The sequence below is a fragment of the Mesorhizobium sp. WSM4306 genome (assembly GCF_007003975.1).
Lineage (GTDB): Bacteria > Pseudomonadota > Alphaproteobacteria > Rhizobiales > Rhizobiaceae > Mesorhizobium.
In genome coordinates this window covers 20,661-41,485 of the sequence record NZ_VFTC01000038.1, presented here as the reverse complement: position 1 = coordinate 41,485, position 20,825 = coordinate 20,661, and the positions used below count along the sequence as shown (strand labels likewise).

At 64.1% G+C, this 20,825-nt stretch carries 19 protein-coding genes; 11 read left to right on the top strand and 8 right to left on the bottom strand.

All coding sequences use genetic code 11. The features are described from left to right. Positions 1 to 21: 21 nt before the first annotated feature. The 5 genes from FJV77_RS29325 to FJV77_RS29305 form a co-directional block, all read right to left on the bottom strand. Positions 22 to 825, bottom strand: a complete 804-nt coding sequence (locus FJV77_RS29325; protein ID WP_142869867.1) for an ABC transporter permease — start codon at positions 823 to 825, stop codon at positions 22 to 24. Further along, on the bottom strand, positions 825 to 1,658 hold the full coding sequence (locus tag FJV77_RS29320; protein ID WP_142869866.1) for an ABC transporter permease: 834 nt from the start codon (positions 1,656 to 1,658) through the stop codon (positions 825 to 827). The genes FJV77_RS29325 and FJV77_RS29320 overlap by 1 nt, the downstream gene beginning before the upstream one ends. Positions 1,659 to 1,682: 24 nt before the next feature. Further along, entirely contained in the window at positions 1,683 to 2,798 is a 1,116-nt protein-coding gene (locus FJV77_RS29315) for an ABC transporter substrate-binding protein (RefSeq protein ID WP_142869865.1), read from the bottom strand. A gap of 83 nt (positions 2,799 to 2,881) precedes the next feature. Beyond that, on the bottom strand, positions 2,882 to 3,973 hold the full coding sequence (locus FJV77_RS29310) for an ABC transporter ATP-binding protein (RefSeq protein WP_142869864.1): 1,092 nt from the start codon (positions 3,971 to 3,973) through the stop codon (positions 2,882 to 2,884). A gap of 256 nt (positions 3,974 to 4,229) precedes the next feature. Continuing rightward, positions 4,230 to 5,114, bottom strand: a complete 885-nt coding sequence (locus FJV77_RS29305; RefSeq protein ID WP_142869863.1) for a LysR substrate-binding domain-containing protein — start codon at positions 5,112 to 5,114, stop codon at positions 4,230 to 4,232. A gap of 83 nt (positions 5,115 to 5,197) precedes the next feature. On the opposite strand from FJV77_RS29305, the gene FJV77_RS29300 reads away from it, so the two are divergent. Together FJV77_RS29300 and FJV77_RS29295 are read left to right on the top strand one after the other, a co-directional pair. Next, on the top strand, positions 5,198 to 6,790 hold the full coding sequence (locus tag FJV77_RS29300; RefSeq protein ID WP_185970468.1) for an amidohydrolase: 1,593 nt from the start codon (positions 5,198 to 5,200) through the stop codon (positions 6,788 to 6,790). Between the two features lie 22 nt (positions 6,791 to 6,812). Then, positions 6,813 to 7,745: a dimethylarginine dimethylaminohydrolase family protein gene (locus tag FJV77_RS29295; protein ID WP_142869861.1), complete on the top strand. Its 933-nt coding sequence runs from the start codon at positions 6,813 to 6,815 to the stop codon at positions 7,743 to 7,745. Between the two features lie 345 nt (positions 7,746 to 8,090). Here FJV77_RS29295 and nanR read toward each other — a convergent pair whose 3' ends face one another. Next, a complete protein-coding gene (nanR, locus tag FJV77_RS29290) occupies positions 8,091 to 8,801 on the bottom strand; it encodes a transcriptional regulator NanR (RefSeq protein ID WP_185970467.1) in 711 nt (236 codons plus the stop codon). Between the two features lie 184 nt (positions 8,802 to 8,985). Here nanR and FJV77_RS29285 point away from each other — a divergent pair, with 184 nt between their 5' ends. From FJV77_RS29285 to FJV77_RS29265, 5 genes are all read left to right on the top strand, one after another. Further along, positions 8,986 to 10,587 (top strand): ABC transporter substrate-binding protein, encoded by a 1,602-nt coding sequence (locus tag FJV77_RS29285; protein WP_185970466.1) that lies wholly within the window; start codon positions 8,986 to 8,988, stop codon positions 10,585 to 10,587. Positions 10,588 to 10,679: 92 nt separating this feature from the next. Continuing rightward, the gene (locus FJV77_RS29280) at positions 10,680 to 11,636 is read left to right on the top strand and encodes an ABC transporter permease (protein ID WP_142869859.1); all 957 of its coding nucleotides are present in this window, start codon (positions 10,680 to 10,682) and stop codon (positions 11,634 to 11,636) included. Then, on the top strand, positions 11,629 to 12,540 hold the full coding sequence (gene opp4C / locus FJV77_RS29275) for an oligopeptide ABC transporter permease (RefSeq protein WP_142869858.1): 912 nt from the start codon (positions 11,629 to 11,631) through the stop codon (positions 12,538 to 12,540). The genes FJV77_RS29280 and opp4C overlap by 8 nt, the downstream gene beginning before the upstream one ends. Next, on the top strand, positions 12,537 to 14,606 hold the full coding sequence (locus FJV77_RS33165; protein WP_246691415.1) for a dipeptide ABC transporter ATP-binding protein: 2,070 nt from the start codon (positions 12,537 to 12,539) through the stop codon (positions 14,604 to 14,606). The genes opp4C and FJV77_RS33165 overlap by 4 nt, the downstream gene beginning before the upstream one ends. A 131-nt stretch (positions 14,607 to 14,737) precedes the next feature. Continuing rightward, positions 14,738 to 15,634: a dihydrodipicolinate synthase family protein gene (locus FJV77_RS29265; RefSeq protein WP_185970465.1), complete on the top strand. Its 897-nt coding sequence runs from the start codon at positions 14,738 to 14,740 to the stop codon at positions 15,632 to 15,634. A gap of 9 nt (positions 15,635 to 15,643) precedes the next feature. On the opposite strand, the gene FJV77_RS29260 is transcribed toward FJV77_RS29265, so the two are convergent. Then, complete coding sequence (locus tag FJV77_RS29260; RefSeq protein WP_246691414.1) at positions 15,644 to 16,195, bottom strand: cytochrome c; 552 nt, start codon at positions 16,193 to 16,195, stop codon at positions 15,644 to 15,646. After that, positions 16,192 to 16,410: a hypothetical protein gene (locus tag FJV77_RS29255; RefSeq protein WP_142869856.1), complete on the bottom strand. Its 219-nt coding sequence runs from the start codon at positions 16,408 to 16,410 to the stop codon at positions 16,192 to 16,194. Before FJV77_RS29255 ends, FJV77_RS29260 begins: the two co-directional genes overlap by 4 nt. A gap of 317 nt (positions 16,411 to 16,727) precedes the next feature. Between FJV77_RS29255 and FJV77_RS29250 the strand changes: the two genes are divergently transcribed. The 4 genes from FJV77_RS29250 (at position 16,728) to FJV77_RS29235 (ending at position 20,807) form a co-directional block, all read left to right on the top strand. Further along, on the top strand, positions 16,728 to 18,239 hold the full coding sequence (locus FJV77_RS29250; RefSeq protein WP_246691413.1) for a DUF2778 domain-containing protein: 1,512 nt from the start codon (positions 16,728 to 16,730) through the stop codon (positions 18,237 to 18,239). A gap of 189 nt (positions 18,240 to 18,428) precedes the next feature. Then, positions 18,429 to 19,214, top strand: a complete 786-nt coding sequence (locus FJV77_RS29245) for a ThuA domain-containing protein (protein WP_142869854.1) — start codon at positions 18,429 to 18,431, stop codon at positions 19,212 to 19,214. A gap of 105 nt (positions 19,215 to 19,319) precedes the next feature. Further along, the gene (locus tag FJV77_RS29240) at positions 19,320 to 20,378 is read left to right on the top strand and encodes a Gfo/Idh/MocA family oxidoreductase (protein ID WP_142869872.1); all 1,059 of its coding nucleotides are present in this window, start codon (positions 19,320 to 19,322) and stop codon (positions 20,376 to 20,378) included. Between the two features lie 27 nt (positions 20,379 to 20,405). Then, the gene (locus FJV77_RS29235; protein WP_142869853.1) at positions 20,406 to 20,807 is read left to right on the top strand and encodes a GFA family protein; all 402 of its coding nucleotides are present in this window, start codon (positions 20,406 to 20,408) and stop codon (positions 20,805 to 20,807) included. The last annotated feature ends 18 nt before the right edge of the window (positions 20,808 to 20,825 follow it).

Below are 20,825 nucleotides of genomic sequence, written 5' to 3'. Positions count from 1 at the left end.
ATCAGGCGCCCGATTGAACCGTCAGCTCCCGCGCGCCTTCACCACCACGCTCCTCGCCGCCAGCATCAGCACAGTGATGATGATCAGGATCACCGAGAGGGCTGCGATCGCCGGGTCGATGTTGTCGCGCAAGCCCATCCACATCAGCCTGGGCAGCGTGATGGCGTTGACCGAGGTGATGAACAAAGTGACGCCGATTTCTTCCCAGGACAGCACGAAGGAGAGCAGGGCAGCGGTGACGATGCCGAACTTGATGTTGGGCATGATGATGCGCGTCGCGCGCTCCCACACGCTGGCGCCGAGGCCGCGTGCGGCGAGGTCGATGCGGCGGTCGAGCTGGCTGAGCGAGACCAGAATCAGCACCGTGGCGAAGGGCACTGTCATCACCGAATGCGCCATGGCGACGCCGAGCCATGTGTCGTAACCGAAGAAGGAGCTCATGCCCGAGATCGAGGTGAGCAGGAAGTAGAGCGTGATCGCCGACACCACCGGCGGCACCACCATCGGTAACAGGACAAAGCCAACGAGCGCTGCGGTAAAGCGCGGCTGGAACATCCAGACGCCAAGGCTGAAGCAGAGCGCCAGCACGGTGGAAATGACGCTGCTGACGATGCCGATGCGGATCGACAGCAGGATGGCGTCGAGCCAGCGCGGATCCTCGATCAGCGAGCGGTAGTGGCGCAGCGACAGTTCGCCTGTCGGCATCGCCAGCATGCGGCTCGGCGTCAGCGACACCGGAATGACCGCCAGCAGCGGCAGCAGCAGGAACAGCGCCACCAGCACGGCGAGGATCAGCGAGACGGGGCCGGGGCGATAGGTCGGCATCAGATCAGCTGCTTCGGTCTGACATAGCGGAACAACACCGCCATCAGCGCGCCGACAAACAGCACCAGCACCACGCTGATCGCCGCGCCCAGCCCCCAATCGGGGCTCTGGAAGATCCTGAGATAGATCAACTCGGCGATCATCACGCTGCGGCCGCCGCCGAGGACCGCCGGCGTGACGAAGAAGCCGAGCGAGAAGACGAAGACGATCATCGCCGAGCCGATGATGCCTGAGCGCGTCATCGGCACGAACACGGTCCAGAAGGTGCGCATGCGGCTGGAGCCGAGCCCGCGCGCCGCCAGCAGCACGCGCTCGTCGAGGCTGCGCATGGCCGACGCCAACGGAAACACCGCGAAGGGAATGAGGAAATGCGTCATGCCGACGATGACGCCGAACTCGTTGCGTACCAGCGCCAGCGGCTCGGAGATGAAGCCGATCGATTGCAGCCAGGTGTTGATCAGGCCGCGGTTGGAGAGCAGCGCTACCCAGCCGAAGGCGCGCGTCAGCACCGAGATCCAGAACGGGACGAGAATGCAGAATTCAGCGACTATGCGCTGCGCCGGGCTGCCGCGCACCCACACCATGGTGATTGCATAGGCCGCCGCGACAGACACGACGGTGACGATCAGCGCAATGCGCAGTGTGCGGATGAACACCGACTGCACCAGCGCGTCGGTGGCGAGCGCGCCATACTGGCCGAGGCCAGGCGTCGGCAGCGTGACGCTCCATTTGACGACGCCGAGGAACGGCCAGGCGTACGCCAGCAAAAGGAACAGGAGCAGCGGCGCCATCAACAGCGCCGCGCCCATCCTGTCGGAGAGGGTGCCTCTCATCTCGGCCCGATCGTCCCGGCCTGATCAGGCCGAGATGATCTTGGTATATTCGTCGAGCGCTGCCCCGTAATTCTTGGCGTACCAATCCATGTCGAGCGCGATCTGCTTCTTCATGTTTTCGGGGTCGACCGGGTTGATGCGCTTCTTGTCGGCCGGGATCAACGCGTCGGTGGCCGGATTGGCCGGACCTTGTCCCAGCTTGTCGAACATCACCAGCTGCTTTTGCGGATCTTGGGTGCTGGCGATGAACTTCATCGCCGCGTCCTTGCCGCCAGGATTGCCCTTGAGCACGGCGAGTGCGCCGGGCGAGATCAGGCCCTGGTCCCAGATGAACTTGATCTTGCCGCCCGAGTCCTGCTCGATCAGCGAGGCGCGGGTCGACCAGACGATGGCCATCGAAGCCTCGCCGTTGAGCAGCACGCTCTGGCTCTCGGCGCCGCCGCCCCAATAGGCCACGACGTTTTCCTTGAAGGCGGCGATCTTGTCATGCGCGCGCTTCAAATCGAGCGGATAGAGCGAGACCGGCGCGATGCCGTCGGCGAGCAGAGCGGCTTCCCAGCTCGACACGCCCCATTTGTAGAGCGAGCGCTTGCCCGGGAATTTCTTCACGTCGAAGAAATCGGCCATGCCGGTCGGCGCGTCCTTGCCGTATTTCTCCGAGTCATAGGCGATGACATAGGAGAAGAAATAGGTCGAGGCGGCGTATTCCCAGCCGAAGCCCTCACGCATCTTCTTCTTGTCGACGATGGTGTAGTCGATCGGCTCGAGTGCGCCCTGAGCGCCGAGCGTGATGGCCGAGAACGGGTCGACGTCGACCAGATCCCAGGTCGGCGCACCGCTCTTGAACTGTGCGGCAATCGCGCCTTCGGTCGGGCCCGAGCCGTCCATCTTGACGGTGATGCCGGTGTCCTTGGTGAAGGCCTGGCCGTAGGCGGCGTCATAAGCGGTGAGCGCATCGCCACCCCAGTTGACCAGCACCAGTTCCTTGGCCTGCGCGAAGGCGCCGGTCGAGCGCAACAGCATCGGCGTGCCGGCCAACACAAGAGCGGCAAGCTGCGTGAATTGCCGGCGCGAAATCTCGCCGCGCGCTGCCCTGGCGGACAGGCCGTCGATCGCTTGTTTTTTGGTTTCGTTTGTCATGTCAGTTCCCCTTTTTTCGTTGGCAGTCCGGTGGTTATGGCGCGCTCCAGATTCTTTGCTGGAAGACTTCGCCGGTTTGGTCGTCATCCTCCGTCCGGAAGGAGGAAACCTTTTTCCGCCGGCCAAGTCAGCCAGACGGAATTGCCTTTGCTCAGCGCCGCGGCCGCGACCTCGTTCGGCACCGACACGGTCACCTTGGCGCCCTGGCGCGTTGTCAGGTCGAGCTTGGTCGCCGCACCGAGATAGGTCGAGCCGACGGCGGTGGCGGCAATGCCGTTCTCGCCGGCGGCTGCTTCGCGCGCGATCGACATGTGCTCGGGGCGGATCGCCAGAATGGCGTTGCCGTTCACCGCGTCGGCATTGCCGCGCAGCGTGATCGCGCGGTCCTCGCAGAGTGCGGTCGCGCCATCGTCGGCGCGCTTCACGCCCTTCAGCGGCAGCATGTTGATCTCGCCCAAAAACTCGGCGACAAAGCGGTTGGCGGGACGGTCATAGACCTCGTCCGGCGCGCCGACCTGCAACAATTTGCCGTGGTTGAAGATGGCGACGCGCGACGACAACGCCAGTGCTTCGCTCTGATCGTGGGTGACGAAGACGAAAGTGGTGCCGGTCTCCTGGTGCAGCCGCTTCATCTCGGCCTGCATCTGGCCGCGCAGGCTCTTGTCCAGCGCCGAGAACGGCTCGTCGAGGAGCAACACACCCGGTTCGAACACCAAAGCGCGCGCCAGCGCCACACGCTGCTGCTGGCCGCCGGAAAGCTGCGCCGGCAGTTTCGTCTCATGGCCCTTCAGCCCGACGCGCTCGATCATTTCGGCGACGCGGCGCTTGATCTCGGCTGCGGATTTCTTGCGCACCTTGAGCGGGAAGGCAATGTTGGCCTCGACCGACATGTGCGGAAACAGCGCATAGCCCTGGAACACCATGCCGGCGGCCCGTTGCTCCGCCGGCCGTTCGGTGATGTCGACGCCGTCGCTGAAAAGCTTGCCCTCGGTCGGCTGCACGAAGCCGGCCAGGATCATCAGGAAGGTGGTCTTGCCCGAGCCGGAGGGGCCGAGCAGAGTCAGGAACTCACCGGGGCCGATGTTGAGCGACAGATTGTCCAGTGCACGGAACGAGCCGAAGCTCTTGCCGATCCCGATTGCCTTGATCTCTGCGGCCCGGCCGGGTTGCTGCATCCTGCCTCTTCCTTAGTCGTGGCTTGAGCGTAGGGCAGGGCGGCGGCTCACCGCAACCGAATAGTTTTCGCCTGATCGGCAAATTTGATTCACGGATGGCGCCAAATCTCCCCCTTGAGGGGGAGATGGCTGCGAAGCAGCCAGAGGGGGGTCGGTTCGACTGGGCTCTACATCCTGCCGCAGATGGAGGTTGGCGCTTCATGCGCGGCGACCCCCTCTGTCGCCTTCGGCGACATCTCCCCCTCAAGGGGGGAGATCAGCTAATCTCCGACAGCTTCGACCTCAACCACCCACTGAACGCCTCCAGCACCGGGTGGCTCGCCTTGGCGTGCTCTGACACCAGAAAATACGAGCGCGGCGAGGGGATCGCGATGTCGAACGGCTTCACCAGCCGGCCTTCGCTGAGCGCCCGGCGGCTGGTCAGCTCGTCGCCCATGGCGATGCCCTGGCCGGCGATCGCCGCGGAAAAAACGAGGTTCATATCCGAAAAGAAAATACCGCCTTCGGTGTCGGGGTTTTCCACCTTGGACAGCGCCAGCCAACGCGCCCAATCCTCGGTGTCGCCGAGATGCAGGAGGTTGGCACGCAGCACGTCGGCCGGTTTGGAAAAGCCGCCGACCTTGTTGAGCAAGGTCGGGCTGCAGAGTGGCGTGAACGAGATTTCGCAGAGCAGCTCCACCGCCCGGTTCGGCCAGTTGCCGACGCCGAAGGCGATGAAGGCGTCGGCGTCGGGATTGCTGACATCGTCCAGCCGCCTTGGTGTCAGGATCGATAGCGCCACATCCGGATACATCTGCCGGAACTCGCCGATATGGGTGCATAAAAACAGCGAGGCGAAGCCCGGCGTGCAGGAGACGGCGAACGAGCCGCCGACGCCGGTGCCGGCCTGGCGTGTCACCGCGTCGCCAAGCACGGTCAGCGCCTTGCGCACGTCAGCGGCATAGCGCTGGCCGCGCGGGGTCAGCGCGACACCCTTGCCGATGCGCTCGAGCAGGTCGAAGCCGAGGTCGCGTTCGAGCAGCCGCAACTGATGGCTGACCGCGCTGCGGGTGAGATGCAGTTCGTCGGCGGCGCGCCAGACGCTGCCGTGGCGGGCAAAGCTGTCAAGGGCGCGCAGCGCCTGTGTGGAGGGTATTCGCAAGAAGCCTCAGGTGAACCGAATTTGCACGAACCGGGAAAACATATCACTTTTTGGAAAGCCACTTCACTGCTTTCTTGGGCCGCATGGAGAAACCGGTGACGACCTCGGCGCAAGCCACTGCGCTTGCCTGTCTCGATGGCATCCAGCCATCGCTGTCGGCGTGGACGCGCACCATTTTCGATTTCGGCGAGACGGCCTGGCGAGAATACCAGTCGGCCGCCTGGTATGTCGCGCGTCTGAGGCATGAGGGCTTTTCGGTCGAGGAAGGCTCGGCCGGCATGCCGACCGCCTTTTGCGCTCATTGGACGAATGGCCCGGGGCCGACCATCGGCATGTACGCTGAATACGACGCCGTGCCCGGCAATTGCCAGGACGCGGCGACGGTGAAGCGGCCGCGCCCGGGCCTCGGCAGCGAGGCCGGCGGCCATACCGATCCGCATTCCGGGCTTGGCATTGCCAGCCTCGGCGGGCTTCTCGCCACCAAGGCGGCAATGCAGCGCCACGGCATCGAAGGCACGCTGCGCTTTACCGGTGAGCCGGCCGAAAAGGTGAGGGGCTCGAAGCCGATCCATGCGGCCAAAGGTTATTATGATGGCCTTGCCGGGATGATCTCGTTCCACCCTTTCTACATGCTGCCGCTCTGCAACACGGCGCGCTGGGACACGCATTGCGGCGCTGCCTATGCGATGATCTACCGCTTCGTCTGCGACGAACCCGAAAACTGGGTCCGCGCGGGTGATGGCGCGCCGATCCCGCAGGCGCATTCGGCGGTGCGGGCGCCCGGCGCCAACGACGCGCTGATGACCATGTACATGGCCTCCAAGGCGCTGCGCGATTCCATGCTGCCGCATCAGGGCGGCTGGTCGATCAGCGAGGCGATCCTCACCGCAGGACAAGCTACGGCCGACAATCTGCCGGCGGGGCTCTCAGAGATCCAGTACATGATCCGCGTGCCGACCATTGCCATGGCCGAACAGGTTACCGCCGTGCTCGACCGCAACGCGCAAGCCGCCGCTGCGATCAGCGGCTGCCGCTACGAGCGCCATTGGGTGTCGAAGTCGCGGCCGGGGCTCGCCAATCACGCGATGGCTGAGATCGCCTATGGAGCGCTGTCCACGGTCGGTGCGCCACACTGGGATGAGGCGGCGAAGGCGATTGCCCGCGAGGTGCAGGTCAATGCTGGCGGCACCGCGACCGAAAACCCGTTCATCGACGAGATGGAGCGGCTGATCACGCCGCAAGACGCCGAGGCCATCCTGCGCCGCGATTTGCCGCCCTCGCAGATCAACTCGACCTCCGACGATTACACTGACATGTCGTGGCACGCCCCGACGGCCCGCTTCTATGTCGCCCGCCCGGCGTTGCGCTCGGCGGATGGCCATGCTTATCCGTCCTGGGCGATGAATGCGCTGGGCGGCATTGCCGCCACCATCGATCCGATGGTCATTTGTGCCGCCAAGACGGTTGCGCTTGCCGCCCTTCGCCTGCTCGAAGACAAGACCGCGCGCGATGCGGCGATGGATGAATTTACCACCCGCACCGGCGGCGGCATCGGCGGCCCGAACTGGATCGCGCCGCTTTGCGACTATGACCCGCCGATCAATTTCCGCTGGCCGGAATATGTCACCACCGCGCGCGGGCGCGACTGGTGGATTCCGTCTGCCGGCACCGCATGACCATCAACACGAGGAGAACCCCATGACCGTCCATGACCGCATCGTCGCCGAACCGTTCTCGCTGCAGCGCCGTAACCCGGCCGGGGGCACCAAGCCGCTCACCGCCTGGGGCTTCGCCAACGAAACAGATATCTTGACCGATGTGCTGCTCGGCTCGCCCAATTTCCTGCGCCATCTCTCGACCAGCTCGCTGTCGCGCAAACATCTGCGCGAGGCGCCGTGCAACGTCCAGATCGCGCAGGCGCAGCACAAGGACCTTGTCGCCGCCTACGAGCATTTCGGCGTCAACATCCACTGGCACGAACCGACGCCGGAACTGCCGATGCAGGTCTATTCCCGTGATTCCAGCGTCATGACGCCCTATGGTGCTTTCATCACCGCCATGGCCAATTGGTGGCGTCGCGGCGAGAACTATGCTGCCATCCGCACCTACGAAAAACTCGGCATCCCGATCTACGACATGGTCACCGCCGGTACCTTCGAGGGCGGTGACTTCAACGTCATCGAGGAGGGCGTGGTGCTGATCGGCTGCGGCGGCGCCCGCACGCAGGAAGAGGGCGCCCGCCAGGTGCAGGCCTGGTTCGACAAGGAGGGCTGGGAGACACGGCTAGCCTTCATCGACGAGTACTACGTCCATATCGACCTGATGGTGGTGCCGATCGCCGAAAAGCTCACCGCCGTCTGTCTCGCCTGCACAGAGCCGGGCATCGTCGACTGGCTGAAGGGCAAGGGCCACGAGATCATCGACGTGCCGTTCCAGGACACGATGGCGCTCGGCTGCAACTTCATGTCGCTCGGCAAGGACAGGGTCATCGCGCCGACCTCGAGCCAGTCGCTGATCGGCCAGCTCAAGGCGCGAGGATTCGAGGTCGCGGCGATAGACATGAGCGAGATCTCCAAGACCGGCGGCGGCATCCACTGCATGGCGCAGGCGCTCAAGCGTGAGCCGGCGTGAAGGGCACGCGTTGCTGCCGAGGCCTGCGATGTCCTGCTGTCGCATTTGACAAGACGGGCCCGGCAAGGGAAACATATGCCGTCATCCGAGGAGAGAATCTGTGAAAAAAGCCTATGAAAAGCCGAGCCTGGCCAAAGCAGGCAAGCTCGGATCGGTCGCTGCAATCTCGTCGAAGCCCGCCGTCTGAGCGCCCGCGGCCGCCGCAGGCCGACATTCGGTTGTCGTGGCTAGCGACAATCGGATCGAACTGCATGATTGATGCCAGCCCGCCGGCTTTGAACGGCGGGCTTTTTGCTATGCGCCAGTGCGCTGTCGCGTAAAGCCACTCGCCGCGCGTCAGCCGGGCTAGTCCGATCTGCCTGAGCCTGAATTGAACTTGCGCCGGGCGTTTTCCAGATGCGCACGCATCGCCTGGCCGGCTGCTTCCGGCTCGTGGCGCTCGATCGCCTCGAACACCGCCTGGTGGCCGGCGAAACTCCTGCGGTTTTCGATCTCCGTATTAGCCATGTGGATGCGCTGATTGATCAGCCATTCGACCAGCGCTTCATGCGCGGCGAGGAAGATCGGATTGCCGGGGATGACGGTCAGGGCACGGTGAAACGCGACGTCGGTGACAGCGAAGGCGCGCGCCCGGGCGATGGCACGCTCGTTTTCGGCCAGAGCGGCGGCCAGCGCGTCGATCTGTTCGCGTGTCGCCATCTCGGCGGCGTGGCGCGCGATCGAGACCTCGAGAAACAGCCGCAATTGCTCGAAATGGCCGATGCCGTCGGGCTGGTCCATCAACAGATGCGCCGTGCCGGTCAGTTGCTCCAGCATGTTCTTCGGCGTCGGCCGGGTCACCTTCGGCCGCTCGCCGCTGTTGATGCGCACCAGTCCCATCTTCTCCAGCGCAAACAGCGCCTCGCGCACCGAGGGACGGCCGACATCGAACATCGACATCAGGTCGCGCTCGGACGGCAGCGAGGCGCCGACCGGATAGACCTCGTCGCGGATCATCGCCTCCAGGCGAAGGCGAACTTCATCCGACAGTTTTTTTCGTACTGGCATATTGTGCATGGTCTACCTTTTAAGCTATTAGACCAGTCGCCGCAAGCGAGGATCTTGCGCAACCGAAGGGATGGAGGTCGCCGTTTGCCGATGGGCGTCGGTCGCGCGACAGGCGAGGACCTGGCGCGAAATCGACCTGAAGCAGGGGCATGGCCTCGATTTCGGCAGGCGAAAGCAACGGGAGGAAAATTCCATGAGAAGACTGTTGATGAGCTTTCTGTCGGCGCTGGCGCTGACCTTTGCGGCCGGCGCCGCGAAGGCCGCGGATGGCGGTACGTTGCGCTCGGCGATGCGCACCGGTTGCATCGAGATGGGCACGCTGCACACCACCTGCGGCCACCGGCTCGATGAGACTGTGCTGCAAGGCCTTGTTCACATCAAATGGACGGGCGACGGCGTGCAACCGATGCTGGCCGAGAGCTGGAAGACGCCCGACGGCGGCAAGACCTACATCTTCAGCTTGCGCCACGGCGTCAAATGGCATGACGGCACGCCGTTCACCGCCAAGGACGTGGTATTCAGCCTCAACCTCTACGCCAACCCCAAGGTCGGCTCGCCCTGGGCGCAGAAGCTTGGCGCGGTCGCCGGATACAAGGCTTTCCAGGATGGCTCGGCCTCCTCGCTTGCCGGAGTGAAAGCACTCGATGAGATGACTGTCCAGATCGAGCTCGACAGCGCCAAGCCGCTCTGGGTCGAACTGCAGCTTATCGCCATCAGCATCTTTCCCGAACACATTCTGGGCAAGGTCGCACCCGGCGACGTCAAGGGCAACGCCTTCTGGGTCAACCGCGTCGGCACCGGCCCGTTCATCTGGAAGAAATACGAGAGCGACCAGTATGTCGAGGTCGACCGCAATCCCGACTATTTCCTCGGCGCGCCCAAGCTCGATCGCATCATCTACCAGATCTACAAGGACGTGCCGCCGATCATCGCAGCACTCGAGACGCAGGAGGTCGACGCCATGTCCTATGAGGGCGGCGGCGTGCCGGTCTCCGAACTCGCCCGTCTGCAGAAGCTCGACTATCTAACCGTACTGCCGAAATTCTCCGCCGGCCTGCCGACCTACCTGCAGTTCAACCTGGAGAACAAGCGCTTCGCCGATGTGCGCGTGCGCCAGGCGATTCTCTATGCCATCGACCGCAAGGCCATCATCGAGACGGTCAAGCAAGGCGCCGGCGAGCTCTTGAACACGCTGTTCCCGCAGGATTGGGCGCGCGCAAAGGACCTCGAGCCCTACGACTACAATCCCGACAAGGCCAAGCAGCTGCTGACCGATGCCGGTTGGGATGCCAGCCAGCCGGTCGACTTCATCTACTACTATTCCGACCAGATGAACGTCGACACCGTCACCGCAATCCAGAGTTATCTGGCCGCCGTCGGCGTCAACATCCAGCCGCGCCTGCTCGACCCGGCGGCGATCAACCAGGTCTATGCCGACGGCAGCTTCCAGATGGGCTTCTTCGCGCAAGGCATGGGGCTCGATCCCTCGCTCGGCTCGCCGCTGATCGTCTGTGGCGCCAAGCCTCTCGCCATGGGCTATTGCAACCTCAAGGTCGACGAACTCTTCAACAAGGGGTTGGAATCCAACGACCGCGCGGTACGGGCCGTGAGCTATCAGGAGGCCTCGCGCATCCTCAATCAGGAGCTGCCAAAAGCCTGGCTGTGGAACGAGGTGCGGCCGCTCGCCTTCAACAACCGCATCGTCGGCCTTGCTCAGCACTTCAAGCAGCAGCCGCTCGTGATCTTCAACCACCCTGTCTACAACGAAGTCGAGAAGTGGGAAGTGGCGAAATAGCCACCGCGTAAACCCTTGCAGATCGTGGGACTCCGCCGGAACCTCACGATCCGATGTCTCAGAACCGCCTTCAACAACCATAGGAGAGGCCGGTGCTAAGCTATCTCCTGCGAAAACTGCTGTTCAGCATTCCAGTGCTGTTCGGCGTCACCGTGATTGTCTTCGCCATCGCGCATGCCATGCCGGGTGACGCCGTGCTGGCGATGATCACGGCGGAGGCACCGTCGAGCGAAGAGCTGATCGCCATGCGGCGCGGCGAGCTCGGCCTCGACCAGCCGCTCTACGTCCAGTACCTCAACTGGATCGGCCAGATCCTGCACGGCAATCTCGGCCGCTCCTTCGTCAATGGCCGCGGCGTCGGCGACATCATCGGCGAGCGGCTGCCGATGACGCTGGAACTGATGGGCGTGGCGTTGCTCGTCGCCTTTGTCATCGGCACCACGCTCGGCGTGATCTCGGCACTGCGGCAATACAAACTCACCGACTATTCGCTGACGCTCTCCGGTTTTGTCGGCGTCTCCATCCCGGATTTCTTCATGGGATTGCTGCTCGTCTATGTCTTTGCGCTCGAGCTGCGCTGGCTGCCGTCGTCCGGCATCTCGACCGCTGGCGACAGTTTTTCGCTCATCGACAATCTCAGGCATCTGATCCTGCCGGCGGCAGCACTCGCTCTGTTCCGCGCCGCCATCTTCATGCGCTATGCCCGCGCCGGCATGCTCGAAGTGCTGAACCAGAGCTATATGCGAACCGCCAAGGCCAAGGGCCTGCGTCCCAGCACCATCACGCTGCGCCATGGCCTGCGCAATGCGCTGATCCCGCTGGTCACCGTCTTCGGCCTCGCTCTGCCAACCTTGTTCGGCGGCTCGGTGGTGATCGAGACCATTTTCCAGTGGCCGGGCATCGGCCTGATGTTCATCGATTCCGTGGTCAACCGGGATAGCCCCGTCATCATGGGCTACGTGCTGATCACCGCCATCATCGTCATGCTGGCCAACCTCGCCACCGACCTGGCCTACAGCGTGCTCGACCCCAGGGTGAGCTATGACTGACGCCACCGCCGCCGACATCTCGGTCACTGCCGCCGGCGCCTCGCGCGGCCTGTGGGGTGAGGCGGCGCGCCGCTTCCTGCAGCACCGGCTGGCGACGCTCGGCCTGATCATGCTCGCCATCATCGTGCTCGCCTGCGTGCTGGCGCCGCTGATCGCGCATTACGGGCCAAACGACATCGACCTCAGGGGCCGCAACCAGCCGCCCGGCGGCATGCATTGGCTGGGAACGGACGGCACCGGCCGCGACATCTTTGCCCGCATCCTCTATGGCGGCCGCATCTCGCTGACGGTCGGCTTCGTCGCCGTGGCGATCTCGGCGGCGATCGGCATCTTCATCGGCTGCGTCGCCGGCTATTTCGGCGGCAAGGTCGACCTCTTGCTGATGGGCCTGATCGACATGGTGCTGACCTTTCCGCGCCTGGTCATCATCATCGCTTTCGTCGCCGTCGTTGGCCCCAGCATCTTCAACACCATGGTGGTCATCGGGCTGCTCAGCTGGCCGTCCATCGCGCGGCTGACGCGCGGCGAGATTCTTGCCTTGCGCAACCAGGAATTCATCCTCGCCGCGCGCTCGCTCGGCACATCGCCATCGGTCATCATTCTCGAACACATATTGCCCAATGTGCTGAGCCCGATCCTGGTGGCGATCACGCTCGACGTGGCGACCGTCATCCTGCTCGAGGCGTCTCTGTCTTTCCTCGGCCTCGGTGCGCAGGCGCCGGCGGCGAGCTGGGGCAACATGCTGCGCGATGCGCGCACGCTGTCGATCCTGGAGAGCCAGCCGTGGATGTGGATCCCGCCCGGCGCCATGATCGCCATGGCCGTCCTCAGCATCAACTTCGTCGGCGACGGCCTGCGCGACGTGCTCGACCCGCAGCACATCATGGGCGGGGGCGGCAAATGATGGGCGCCGACGAACTTGCCGTTGAAAGGGCCACCAAGGGGATCGGACAGCAGTCGGTGCTTTCCGTGCAAGGGTTGAGCGTCGAGTTCGGTCCGCAAGGCAGCGCCGTCTACGCCGTCAACGACGTCTCCTTCGAACTTGCCGAAGGCGAGTCGCTGGCCATTGTCGGTGAGAGCGGTTCGGGAAAATCCGTCACCGTGCAGACGCTGATGGGCCTGATCCGCAAGCCGCCGGGACGTGTCACCGCGGGATGCGCGCTGTTTCGTGGCCGCGATCTGCTGGCCATGCCCGACAGTGAGTTACGCCAGATCCGCGGCCGCGACATCGCCATGATCTTCCAGGACCCGATGTCGTCGCTGAACCCGGTGCTGACCATCGGCCTGCAGCTCACCGAGGCGTTGCGCGAGCATCAGGGATTGAGCGAGGCCGAGGCCGAACGCCAGGCGCTCGACATGCTGGATCTCGTCGGCATCGCCAACGGGCCGCAGCGCATGCGCGCCTTTCCGCACCAGTTCTCCGGCGGCCAGCTGCAGCGCATCGGCATCGCCATGGCGCTGGTCTGCAAGCCGTCGATCCTGATCGCCGACGAGCCGACGACTGCGCTCGACGTCACTATCCAGGCGCAGATCGTTGAACTGGTCGCCCGCCTGCAAAAACAGCTCGGCATGGCGATCATCTGGATCAGCCATGATCTCAGCCTCGTCGCCGGCTTCGTCGATCGTGTTGCCGTGATGTATGCCGGCTCGATCGTCGAATGCGCGCCGGTCGACGCGTTGTTTTCGGCAACGACGCACCCCTACACGATCGGCCTGTTGAACTCGATCCCGTCGCTGACGGCTGACAACGCCAGGCTGGTGCCGATCAAGGGCGCGCCGCCTAACGTCACGCTGCCGCCGACCTTCTGCGCCTTCGCGCCGCGCTGCGACTATGCCGAGCCGCGCTGCCGCGATCGAAAGCCGCCGCTGGAAACGGTCGAAGCCGGCCACACCACTGCCTGCTGGCGCTGGCGCGAGGTCGATCATTTGCCACGCTCGCCCGCCGCCGCATCAGCTTTGAGGCCGGTTGGTGCGGCCGGGCAGGAGGCGCTGCTCACCGTCACCGATCTCAAAGTGCATTTTCCGATCCGGCGCGGCGTGCTCAGGCGGCAGGTCGGCGCGGTGCATGCCGTCGACGGCGTCAGCTTCGAAGTGCTGCGCGGCGAAACACTGGCGCTGGTCGGCGAGAGCGGTTGCGGCAAGTCGACGACCGGCCGCGCCGTTCTTGGCCTCGAGCGGCCAAGCGCCGGCCGCATCGTCTTCGAGGGCAGGGACTATGCCGGCGCAACCGGCGACGAGCTGAAACAGCGCCGCCGCGACATGCAGATGGTGTTCCAGAACCCGTTCGGTTCGCTCAACCCGCGCATGACCGTTGGCCGCATCATCGGTGAAGGCCTGCGTGCCCAGAAGATCGGCACCCGCGCCTCGCGCGATATCAGGGTCAGCGAGTTGCTGTCGCTGGTCGGCTTGAGGGAAGCGCTGCGCAACCGCTATCCCTTCGAACTCTCCGGCGGCCAGCGCCAGCGCGTGGGCATTGCCCGCGCGATTGCCACCAATCCGAAATTCATCATCGCCGACGAGCCGATCTCGGCGCTCGATGTCTCCATCCAGGCGCAGATCGTCAACCTGCTCGACGACCTCAAGGCGCGCCTCGGCCTGACCTATCTGTTCGTCGGCCACGATCTGTCGATGATCCGCTATCTCAGCGACCGCGTCGCGGTGATGTATCTCGGCCGCATCGTCGAGATCGGCACGACTGCGGCGGTGTTCGGCAGCCCGCTGCACCCCTACACGCGCGCGCTGCTGTCGGCGATCCCGGTGCCCGATCCGAAGGCCGGCGGCACGCGCCGGCGCATCGTGCTTGGCGGAGGCGTGCCCGATCCGTCGAAGCCACCGTCCGGCTGTCATTTCCATCCGCGCTGTCCGAAAGCGACCGACATTTGCAGCAAGGTGGATCCGCAACCGCGCGACTTCGGATCGCCCGCGTCAGGCCGGCACCTCGTTGCCTGCCACCACGCCGGAGAGGCCTGACTGATGCAGCGAAACCCAAGCCGGCTGTCGAAAAAGATCACGCCGAAACAACGCCATAGCGCCGAAGCCGGAATCAGTGGTTCAGGCGCCGATTTCCCAGCGACAATCCTGACAGCACCGAGGACTTAGCAATGACCAGAGAATTGGCCGGCATGTACGCCGCCTTGATGACCGGCCTCAGCGACACCGGCGAGTTCGACCCCGAGCGCCAGCGCAGCATCAACGACTATGTGCTGCGCCAGGGACTGGCCGGCCTCTATGTCGGCGGTTCAAGCGGCGAGTCCGGACTGCTGACGGTGGATGAATTGTTGGCCCAGCAGGAGGTGGTGTTCGCCGGTGCCGCGGGGGCGGACATAAATCTGATCGCCCATGTCGGCATGCCGAATTTGCGCGATTCCATCCGCCTGGCGCGGCACGCGAAAAAGCTCGGCTATCATGCGCTGTCGGCGCTGCCGCCGCATTCCTATCCCTTCTCCGACGAGGAGGTGTACGGCTACTACCAGGCGCTGGCAGCGGCGACGGACCTGCCGCTGATCGTCTACGAGATCCCGTTGCGCACCGGCCGTCCCTTGCCGCTGGCGCTGCTGGTCAGGCTGCTCGATCTCGGCAATGTCGTCGGCATCAAATACACCTCCACCGACCTGTTCAAATATTCGCAACTGCGCAAGCGGCAGCCGCAAAAGCTGTTCTTCTACGGCTTCGATGAGATCTACGCCGCCGCCGGCATGCTCGGCACCGAAGGCGGCATCGGCACCACCTACAATCTGCTCGGACGGCTCTACGTGGCGATCGACCAGGCCGTGCGTGTGGATGACCTGGCGCGGGCGAAAGCGCTGCAGATGGTGTCGCAGGACTTCGTCGAAGTGCTGCTCGAAACCGGGGTGCTGCCGGGTATGAAGGCGGCCTTCCGTGTCATCGGCGTCGACTGCGGCCCGACCCGCGCGCCGATGGCGCCAGCCGTCCCGGACGCCGAGGATCGTATGCGCGCCGTTCTCGCCCGCCCGGCGATCAAGGCGTGGCTGGCGTGATCGGCAGCTTCACTCGGTCCTTTGCCGGAACTTCGAATGACAGTTTGAGCAATCCTGCAGGATGAGGTGCAGGATATGTTCCGCCGGCAGTTTGGCCGGGTCGGCTTCCGCCGGGATCGCGCGCTTGCCGAGCAGGCTGCCGCCGCCCATTGCCAGACCGGCCCCCATGCGCATGTCGTCGGAAATGCGGTCAGGCGCGTTCTCGGCCTTGGCGGCCAGCGCGTCGGCCAGCGTCCCGATGTGATTTGCCAGCGCCTCGAATTCCGCCGGCGACTGATCGATCTCAAGTCTGGCCTGCGAAGGTGGCCCCAGCGAGGCGCTCGGAAATTCGGCAATCAGGGCAGGGCCGGTGCGCGCGCGAAGGGATTGCGCCGCTGCCTTGAAGGTCGCGGCGTCATAGGCTTGTCTGCCGTCGAACATGCCGGCGATGGTTTTCGCGGCCACCGCCATCTTCTTCATCGATGCCTGCCGTGCCGTCACGATCGGTCCGTCGCCGGCAGAGGCGGCCACCGCAAAGGCACAGACCAGTAATAGCAGCGCCGCTTTCCCAGTCCATCTCACGGCGCCATGTCCTCGTCGCTCCATCCATCCGTCATCAGCCATCCGCAGCAGGGGTTCGACTTGAGGTCGGATTCTTCGGTCGTGATATCGATGCTCATCGGTAAATATCCGTCGTCGGAGGTCATTGTCTCTAAGGCGGATAGACCTTCCAGCCACTGGAAGGTCAACTGATTGAAGCGGCCGATCAGCGGGCAATCAGCCCAGGCTTGCAGCAAGCTGACGCTGCGTTTCCTTGACTTGGCAGCCAAAAACGGGCAGCAAGGCGGGTGAGGGAGAGCATTTCTACCGTGGCGCAGACCATGGAGGGCTCTTTTTTCGTATCGACCGCCGCACAATGTGCGACCGGTGGAGGGATTGGTTAACCAACTTTGTCCATCTTTTGATTCAATCGGCAACAGACGCGAAAGGTGCAGGGGGCACCAGCGAACTGTGGATGTCACGGATGCGAGGGTCGCAAGCCTGCATGCCGATTGAGAGTGGTTGTATGGCGTTTTTGCGTTTGAAAGACCGGGGCGACAATCCTGAACGGGGTTTGACTTCGAAGAGATCCGGCCAGCGCTGGGTGGTGGTGCCGGTTATCGGCGCGGCCCTTGCGCTGTGGTCGGTGGCGACCATGGCCGGCCTCTATTCGCTGGGAACCTCGCTCACCGCCGCTTCCAACACCTTGCCGCAAAGCCTGCTTCTGCCAAACGCCACGCTGGCCGATTCGCGTCGCAGCCTTGCCAATTCGTGGGCGCCGCGGCTTTCGGCACAAAAATTACAGGCAACGCTGCTCAGCCAATGCGACGCCGGCTGCAGGCGCGCCGCCGCGAGCTTCGGGCATGACGGCAAGATGGCTCGGTTGAAGCCGGCCGCGCATGTCTCGAATGGCGATGTCGCGCAAAACATCGGTACGGCGCAAAACACCAGCATCGCACGTGTCACCCCGCGCGATGCGCGCTTCGACGGCGTGGTGGCCAAGGCAAAGCTGTCGTCGCAAAAGCTGGCTGCCGCCTTCGCCAAGGCCTCGAATGCGCCCTTTATGCTTGCCAGCCTTCCGGCCGCTGCCCGTTTCGCCGAAGTCCGCATGCCCGACCAACATGGCCCGGCCTCGGAGCGCTTTGGGCCGGAAGTGGCTGAGATCGAACGCTCTTCCCGCTTGGCGCTGGCGCTGGCCAACACATTGCCGGATCAGGGCGCTGACATGCTGGCGCCGCCGCTGGCCGTGGCCGCAATCGTCGGAGCGCAACATCCTGAGCGGGCCGAGGTTCAGGTCGCTTCGCTGCCGCCGCAGGACGATCTGCCGGGCAGCATTGCACTGCCGGGTCGGCGTCCGCGCGCCGAAACCCCTCAGCCTGCCGAGGCGCCCAGCAAGCCCAAGGCGCAACCAGCCAAGCCACAGACCGCCAGGTCGGCCGAGACCGTGGCACCCCAGTCGCCGGGCATTGTGTCGCCGCGCTCGCCGCGCAATTCCCAGGACGTCGCCGCATTGCCGGGCGTGCCAGGCAGCGAGACCATCCGCACCAAGCCGGGCAAGCGGGTGAAGGCGCAGTCCGGCGAGATGCTGGCCTATGCCAAACCGGATGTCCCGGCTGGCGGTGTCGGCCGGGCCTTCAAGGATCTGTTCGCCACGCCCGGAATGGGTGGCGGCGTTGCCATCTACGACATCTCGGCCAAGACCGTCTACATGCCGGACGGCTCCCGGCTCGAGGCGCATTCGGGAATTGGCTCGATGGCCGACCAGCCGCGCTACGCCAACCGCAAGAATGTCGGCCCGACACCGCCCGGCACCTATGACTTGAAGCTGCGCGAATCGCGCTTCTACGGTGTCGAGGCGATACGTCTCACCCCAACCAGCGGCAACAACAAATATGACCGCGACGGCCTGCTCGCCCACTCCTACCTGCTGCGCGGCGGCCGTGCGGAATCCCATGGCTGCGTGGCCTTCAAGGACTATGCGCGCTTCCTCGCCGCCTACAAGAAGGGCAAGATCAAGCGCCTCGTCGTGGTGCCGCGCATGTCGAAAACGCTGAAGCAAGTCGCCTCGGATGGCAGCCGCGCCTGAATCGTTTTAGCAGGATGAGCCTCTATCATCCTGTTTAAAATGGTATTTTCCGCACGGCTACTCCGAGATCGATGATCTCGACGTTCCCCGCAATTGTCAGCAGCCGGCATTGAAAGCGTTTTCAATTCCGGCTGGGGATACTATGAGTGGACCGCGGCGGCTCCAGCTTCAAACAATCACGAGGACATCATGACAATACGCGCTGTCGTTTGGGGCGAGAATATCCACGAGCGGACCAGTGAAGTGGTCGCCGCCCTCTATCCCGAGGGTATGCACACGACCATCGCCAAGGCGCTGAACACCGACAAGGCGATCTCCGCCTCGACCGCCACACTGGAACAGCCCGAACATGGCCTGCCGGCCGATCGTCTGGCCGAAACCGACGTGCTGGTCTGGTGGGGCCACAAGGACCATGGCGCGGTTGCCGACGACGTCGTCGAGCGCGTCGCTCGCCGCGTCTGGGAAGGCATGGGGCTGATTGTTCTCCACTCCGGCCATTTCTCGAAAATCTTCAAGCGGCTGATGGGCACCCCGTGCACGCTGAAATGGCGCGAGGCGGGCGAGCGCGAGCGGCTCTGGGTGACCAACCCCAGCCATCCGATCGCCGAAGGCGTCGGCGAATATTTCGAGCTCGAGAACGAAGAAATGTATGGCGAACAGTTTGCCGTGCCGGAGCCGCTGGAGACGGTCTTCATCTCCTGGTTCCAGGGCGGCGAGGTGTTCCGCTCAGGGCTGACCTACCGGCGCGGTGGCGGCAACGTCTTCTACTTCCGCCCGGGCCATGAGACCTATCCGACCTATCACGACGCCACTGTGCAGAAGGTGCTGCGCAACGCGGTGAAGTGGGCGCACAACCCGCAAGGCACCAAATCGGCGATTCTGGATGCACCGAATGTGCCGGTCGACAAGGCGCTGGAGCCGATCGTCGAGCGCGGCGGCAAGCTGCACGCCTCGGGCGAAGCGGGTTTCCGCTAAAAACAAAATCCAAGAAAAAGGCGTGGGCGGCTTCCGTACCGAGTCGCCTAGACCGCATTCGTCCCATATGATTGAATCGAACCAATTTCGCTCGGAGTGCAAATGATGCGGCTTTTGATATTGGGTACCGGCTGGATGGCGCAGGAGCATGCCCGCCGCTTTAGCGCCATCGACGGCGTCGAGATCGTTGGCGCTGTCGATGTCGATGAAAAGCGCGTCGGCGAATTCGCCGACGGCTTCAAGATCCCGAAGCGCTTTACGTCACTGGAGGCCGCGCTCGATTGGGGCGGCTTCGATGCCGTGGCCAATGTAACACCCGACCGTATTCACCACCCGACGACCATGGCGCTGATTGCGGCCGGCAAGCCGGTGCTCTGCGAAAAACCGCTGGCGGAAAATTTCGGCAAGGCGAGCGAGATGGCTGACGCGGCGCAAGCCGCTGGCATCGTCAACATGGTCAACCTCACCTATCGCAACGTCGCTCCCTTGCAAAAGGCGCGGCAGATGGTGCTGGCCGGCGACATCGGCACCGTCCGCCACGTCGAGGCCTCCTATCTGCAGAGCTGGCTCGTGTCGAAATTCTGGGGCGACTGGCGCACCGATCCTAAATGGCTGTGGCGGCTGTCGCGCGGCCATGGTTCCAATGGTGTGCTCGGCGATGTCGGCATCCATATCCTCGATTTCGCCAGCTATGGCGCGGCGCTCGACATCGACCATGTCTTCTGCCGGCTGCGCGCCTTCGGCAAGGCGCCGGGCAACCGCATCGGCGAATACGACCTCGACGCCAATGACAGTTTTGCCATGACGCTGGATTTTTCCAACGGCGCCTTTGGCGTGGTGCATGCCAGCCGCTGGGCGACCGGCCACATGAACGAACTGCGCTTGCGCATCTATGGCGATAAGGGCGGCATCGAGGTCGTGCACAATCTCGAGGGCTCGGAGTTGAAAGCGTGCATCGGCGACGACATCGAAACCGCCAAATGGCAGGTGATCGACGCCGGCACGGTGCCGACCAACTACCAGCGCTTCGTCGATGCGGTCGCAAGCGGCGTGCAGGCCGAACCGTCTTTCCACCACGCTGCCGAACTGCAAAAGGTGCTGGATCTGGCTGTCGTGTCGGACGAGAAGCGTACGGAGTTGAGGGCTAGCGCCGACACGCAGTAACCTTGTCTCGAAGGGGAGGAGCCCGTTATGGTCACGCGCCGCGCGCAATGTCTCTGCGGCCAACTGTCAGCCGTCTGTACGGGCGAGCCGGTGCGTATCTCGGTCTGCCATTGCCTGGACTGCAAGCGCCGCACCGGCAGCGCCTTCAGCTACAACGTCCGGTTCGCGGAAGGCGACGTGTCGATCGCTGGACGGGCGAAGCAGTTCACCCGCATCGGCGACGAGGGCGGCCGCGTCATTTATAACTTCTGCCCAGAATGCGGCACCAGTGTCCACTACCGCATCGACACGCAGCCCGGTGTCATCGCCATTCCCGTCGGCGCCTTCGCCGACCTGGCCTTGCCGCCGCCGTTCGAGTCCTTCTACCACGACACCCGGCGCTGCGAGTGGGTCGAGATCAAAGCCAAGCCGCTGGCGACGTTCGACTGAAAGCCGCTTTCGACATGA

Excerpts from the sequence above, each read along its gene's own strand:
- FJV77_RS29325 (WP_142869867.1), bottom strand. The coding sequence starts at position 825 with ATGCCGACCTATCGCCCCGGCCCCGTCTCGCTGATCCTCGCCGTGCTG.
- FJV77_RS29320 (WP_142869866.1), bottom strand. The coding sequence starts at position 1,658 with ATGAGAGGCACCCTCTCCGACAGGATGGGCGCGGCGCTGTTGATGGCG.
- FJV77_RS29315 (WP_142869865.1), bottom strand. The coding sequence starts at position 2,798 with ATGACAAACGAAACCAAAAAACAAGCGATCGACGGCCTGTCCGCCAGG.
- FJV77_RS29310 (WP_142869864.1), bottom strand. The coding sequence starts at position 3,973 with ATGCAGCAACCCGGCCGGGCCGCAGAGATCAAGGCAATCGGGATCGGC.
- FJV77_RS29300 (WP_185970468.1), top strand. The coding sequence starts at position 5,198 with ATGGAGAAACCGGTGACGACCTCGGCGCAAGCCACTGCGCTTGCCTGT.
- FJV77_RS29295 (WP_142869861.1), top strand. The coding sequence starts at position 6,813 with ATGACCGTCCATGACCGCATCGTCGCCGAACCGTTCTCGCTGCAGCGC.
- nanR (WP_185970467.1), bottom strand. The coding sequence starts at position 8,801 with ATGCACAATATGCCAGTACGAAAAAAACTGTCGGATGAAGTTCGCCTT.
- FJV77_RS29285 (WP_185970466.1), top strand. The coding sequence starts at position 8,986 with ATGAGAAGACTGTTGATGAGCTTTCTGTCGGCGCTGGCGCTGACCTTT.
- opp4C (WP_142869858.1), top strand. The coding sequence starts at position 11,629 with ATGACTGACGCCACCGCCGCCGACATCTCGGTCACTGCCGCCGGCGCC.
- FJV77_RS33165 (WP_246691415.1), top strand. The coding sequence starts at position 12,537 with ATGATGGGCGCCGACGAACTTGCCGTTGAAAGGGCCACCAAGGGGATC.
- FJV77_RS29265 (WP_185970465.1), top strand. The coding sequence starts at position 14,738 with ATGACCAGAGAATTGGCCGGCATGTACGCCGCCTTGATGACCGGCCTC.
- FJV77_RS29245 (WP_142869854.1), top strand. The coding sequence starts at position 18,429 with ATGACAATACGCGCTGTCGTTTGGGGCGAGAATATCCACGAGCGGACC.
- FJV77_RS29240 (WP_142869872.1), top strand. The coding sequence starts at position 19,320 with ATGCGGCTTTTGATATTGGGTACCGGCTGGATGGCGCAGGAGCATGCC.
- FJV77_RS29235 (WP_142869853.1), top strand. The coding sequence starts at position 20,406 with ATGGTCACGCGCCGCGCGCAATGTCTCTGCGGCCAACTGTCAGCCGTC.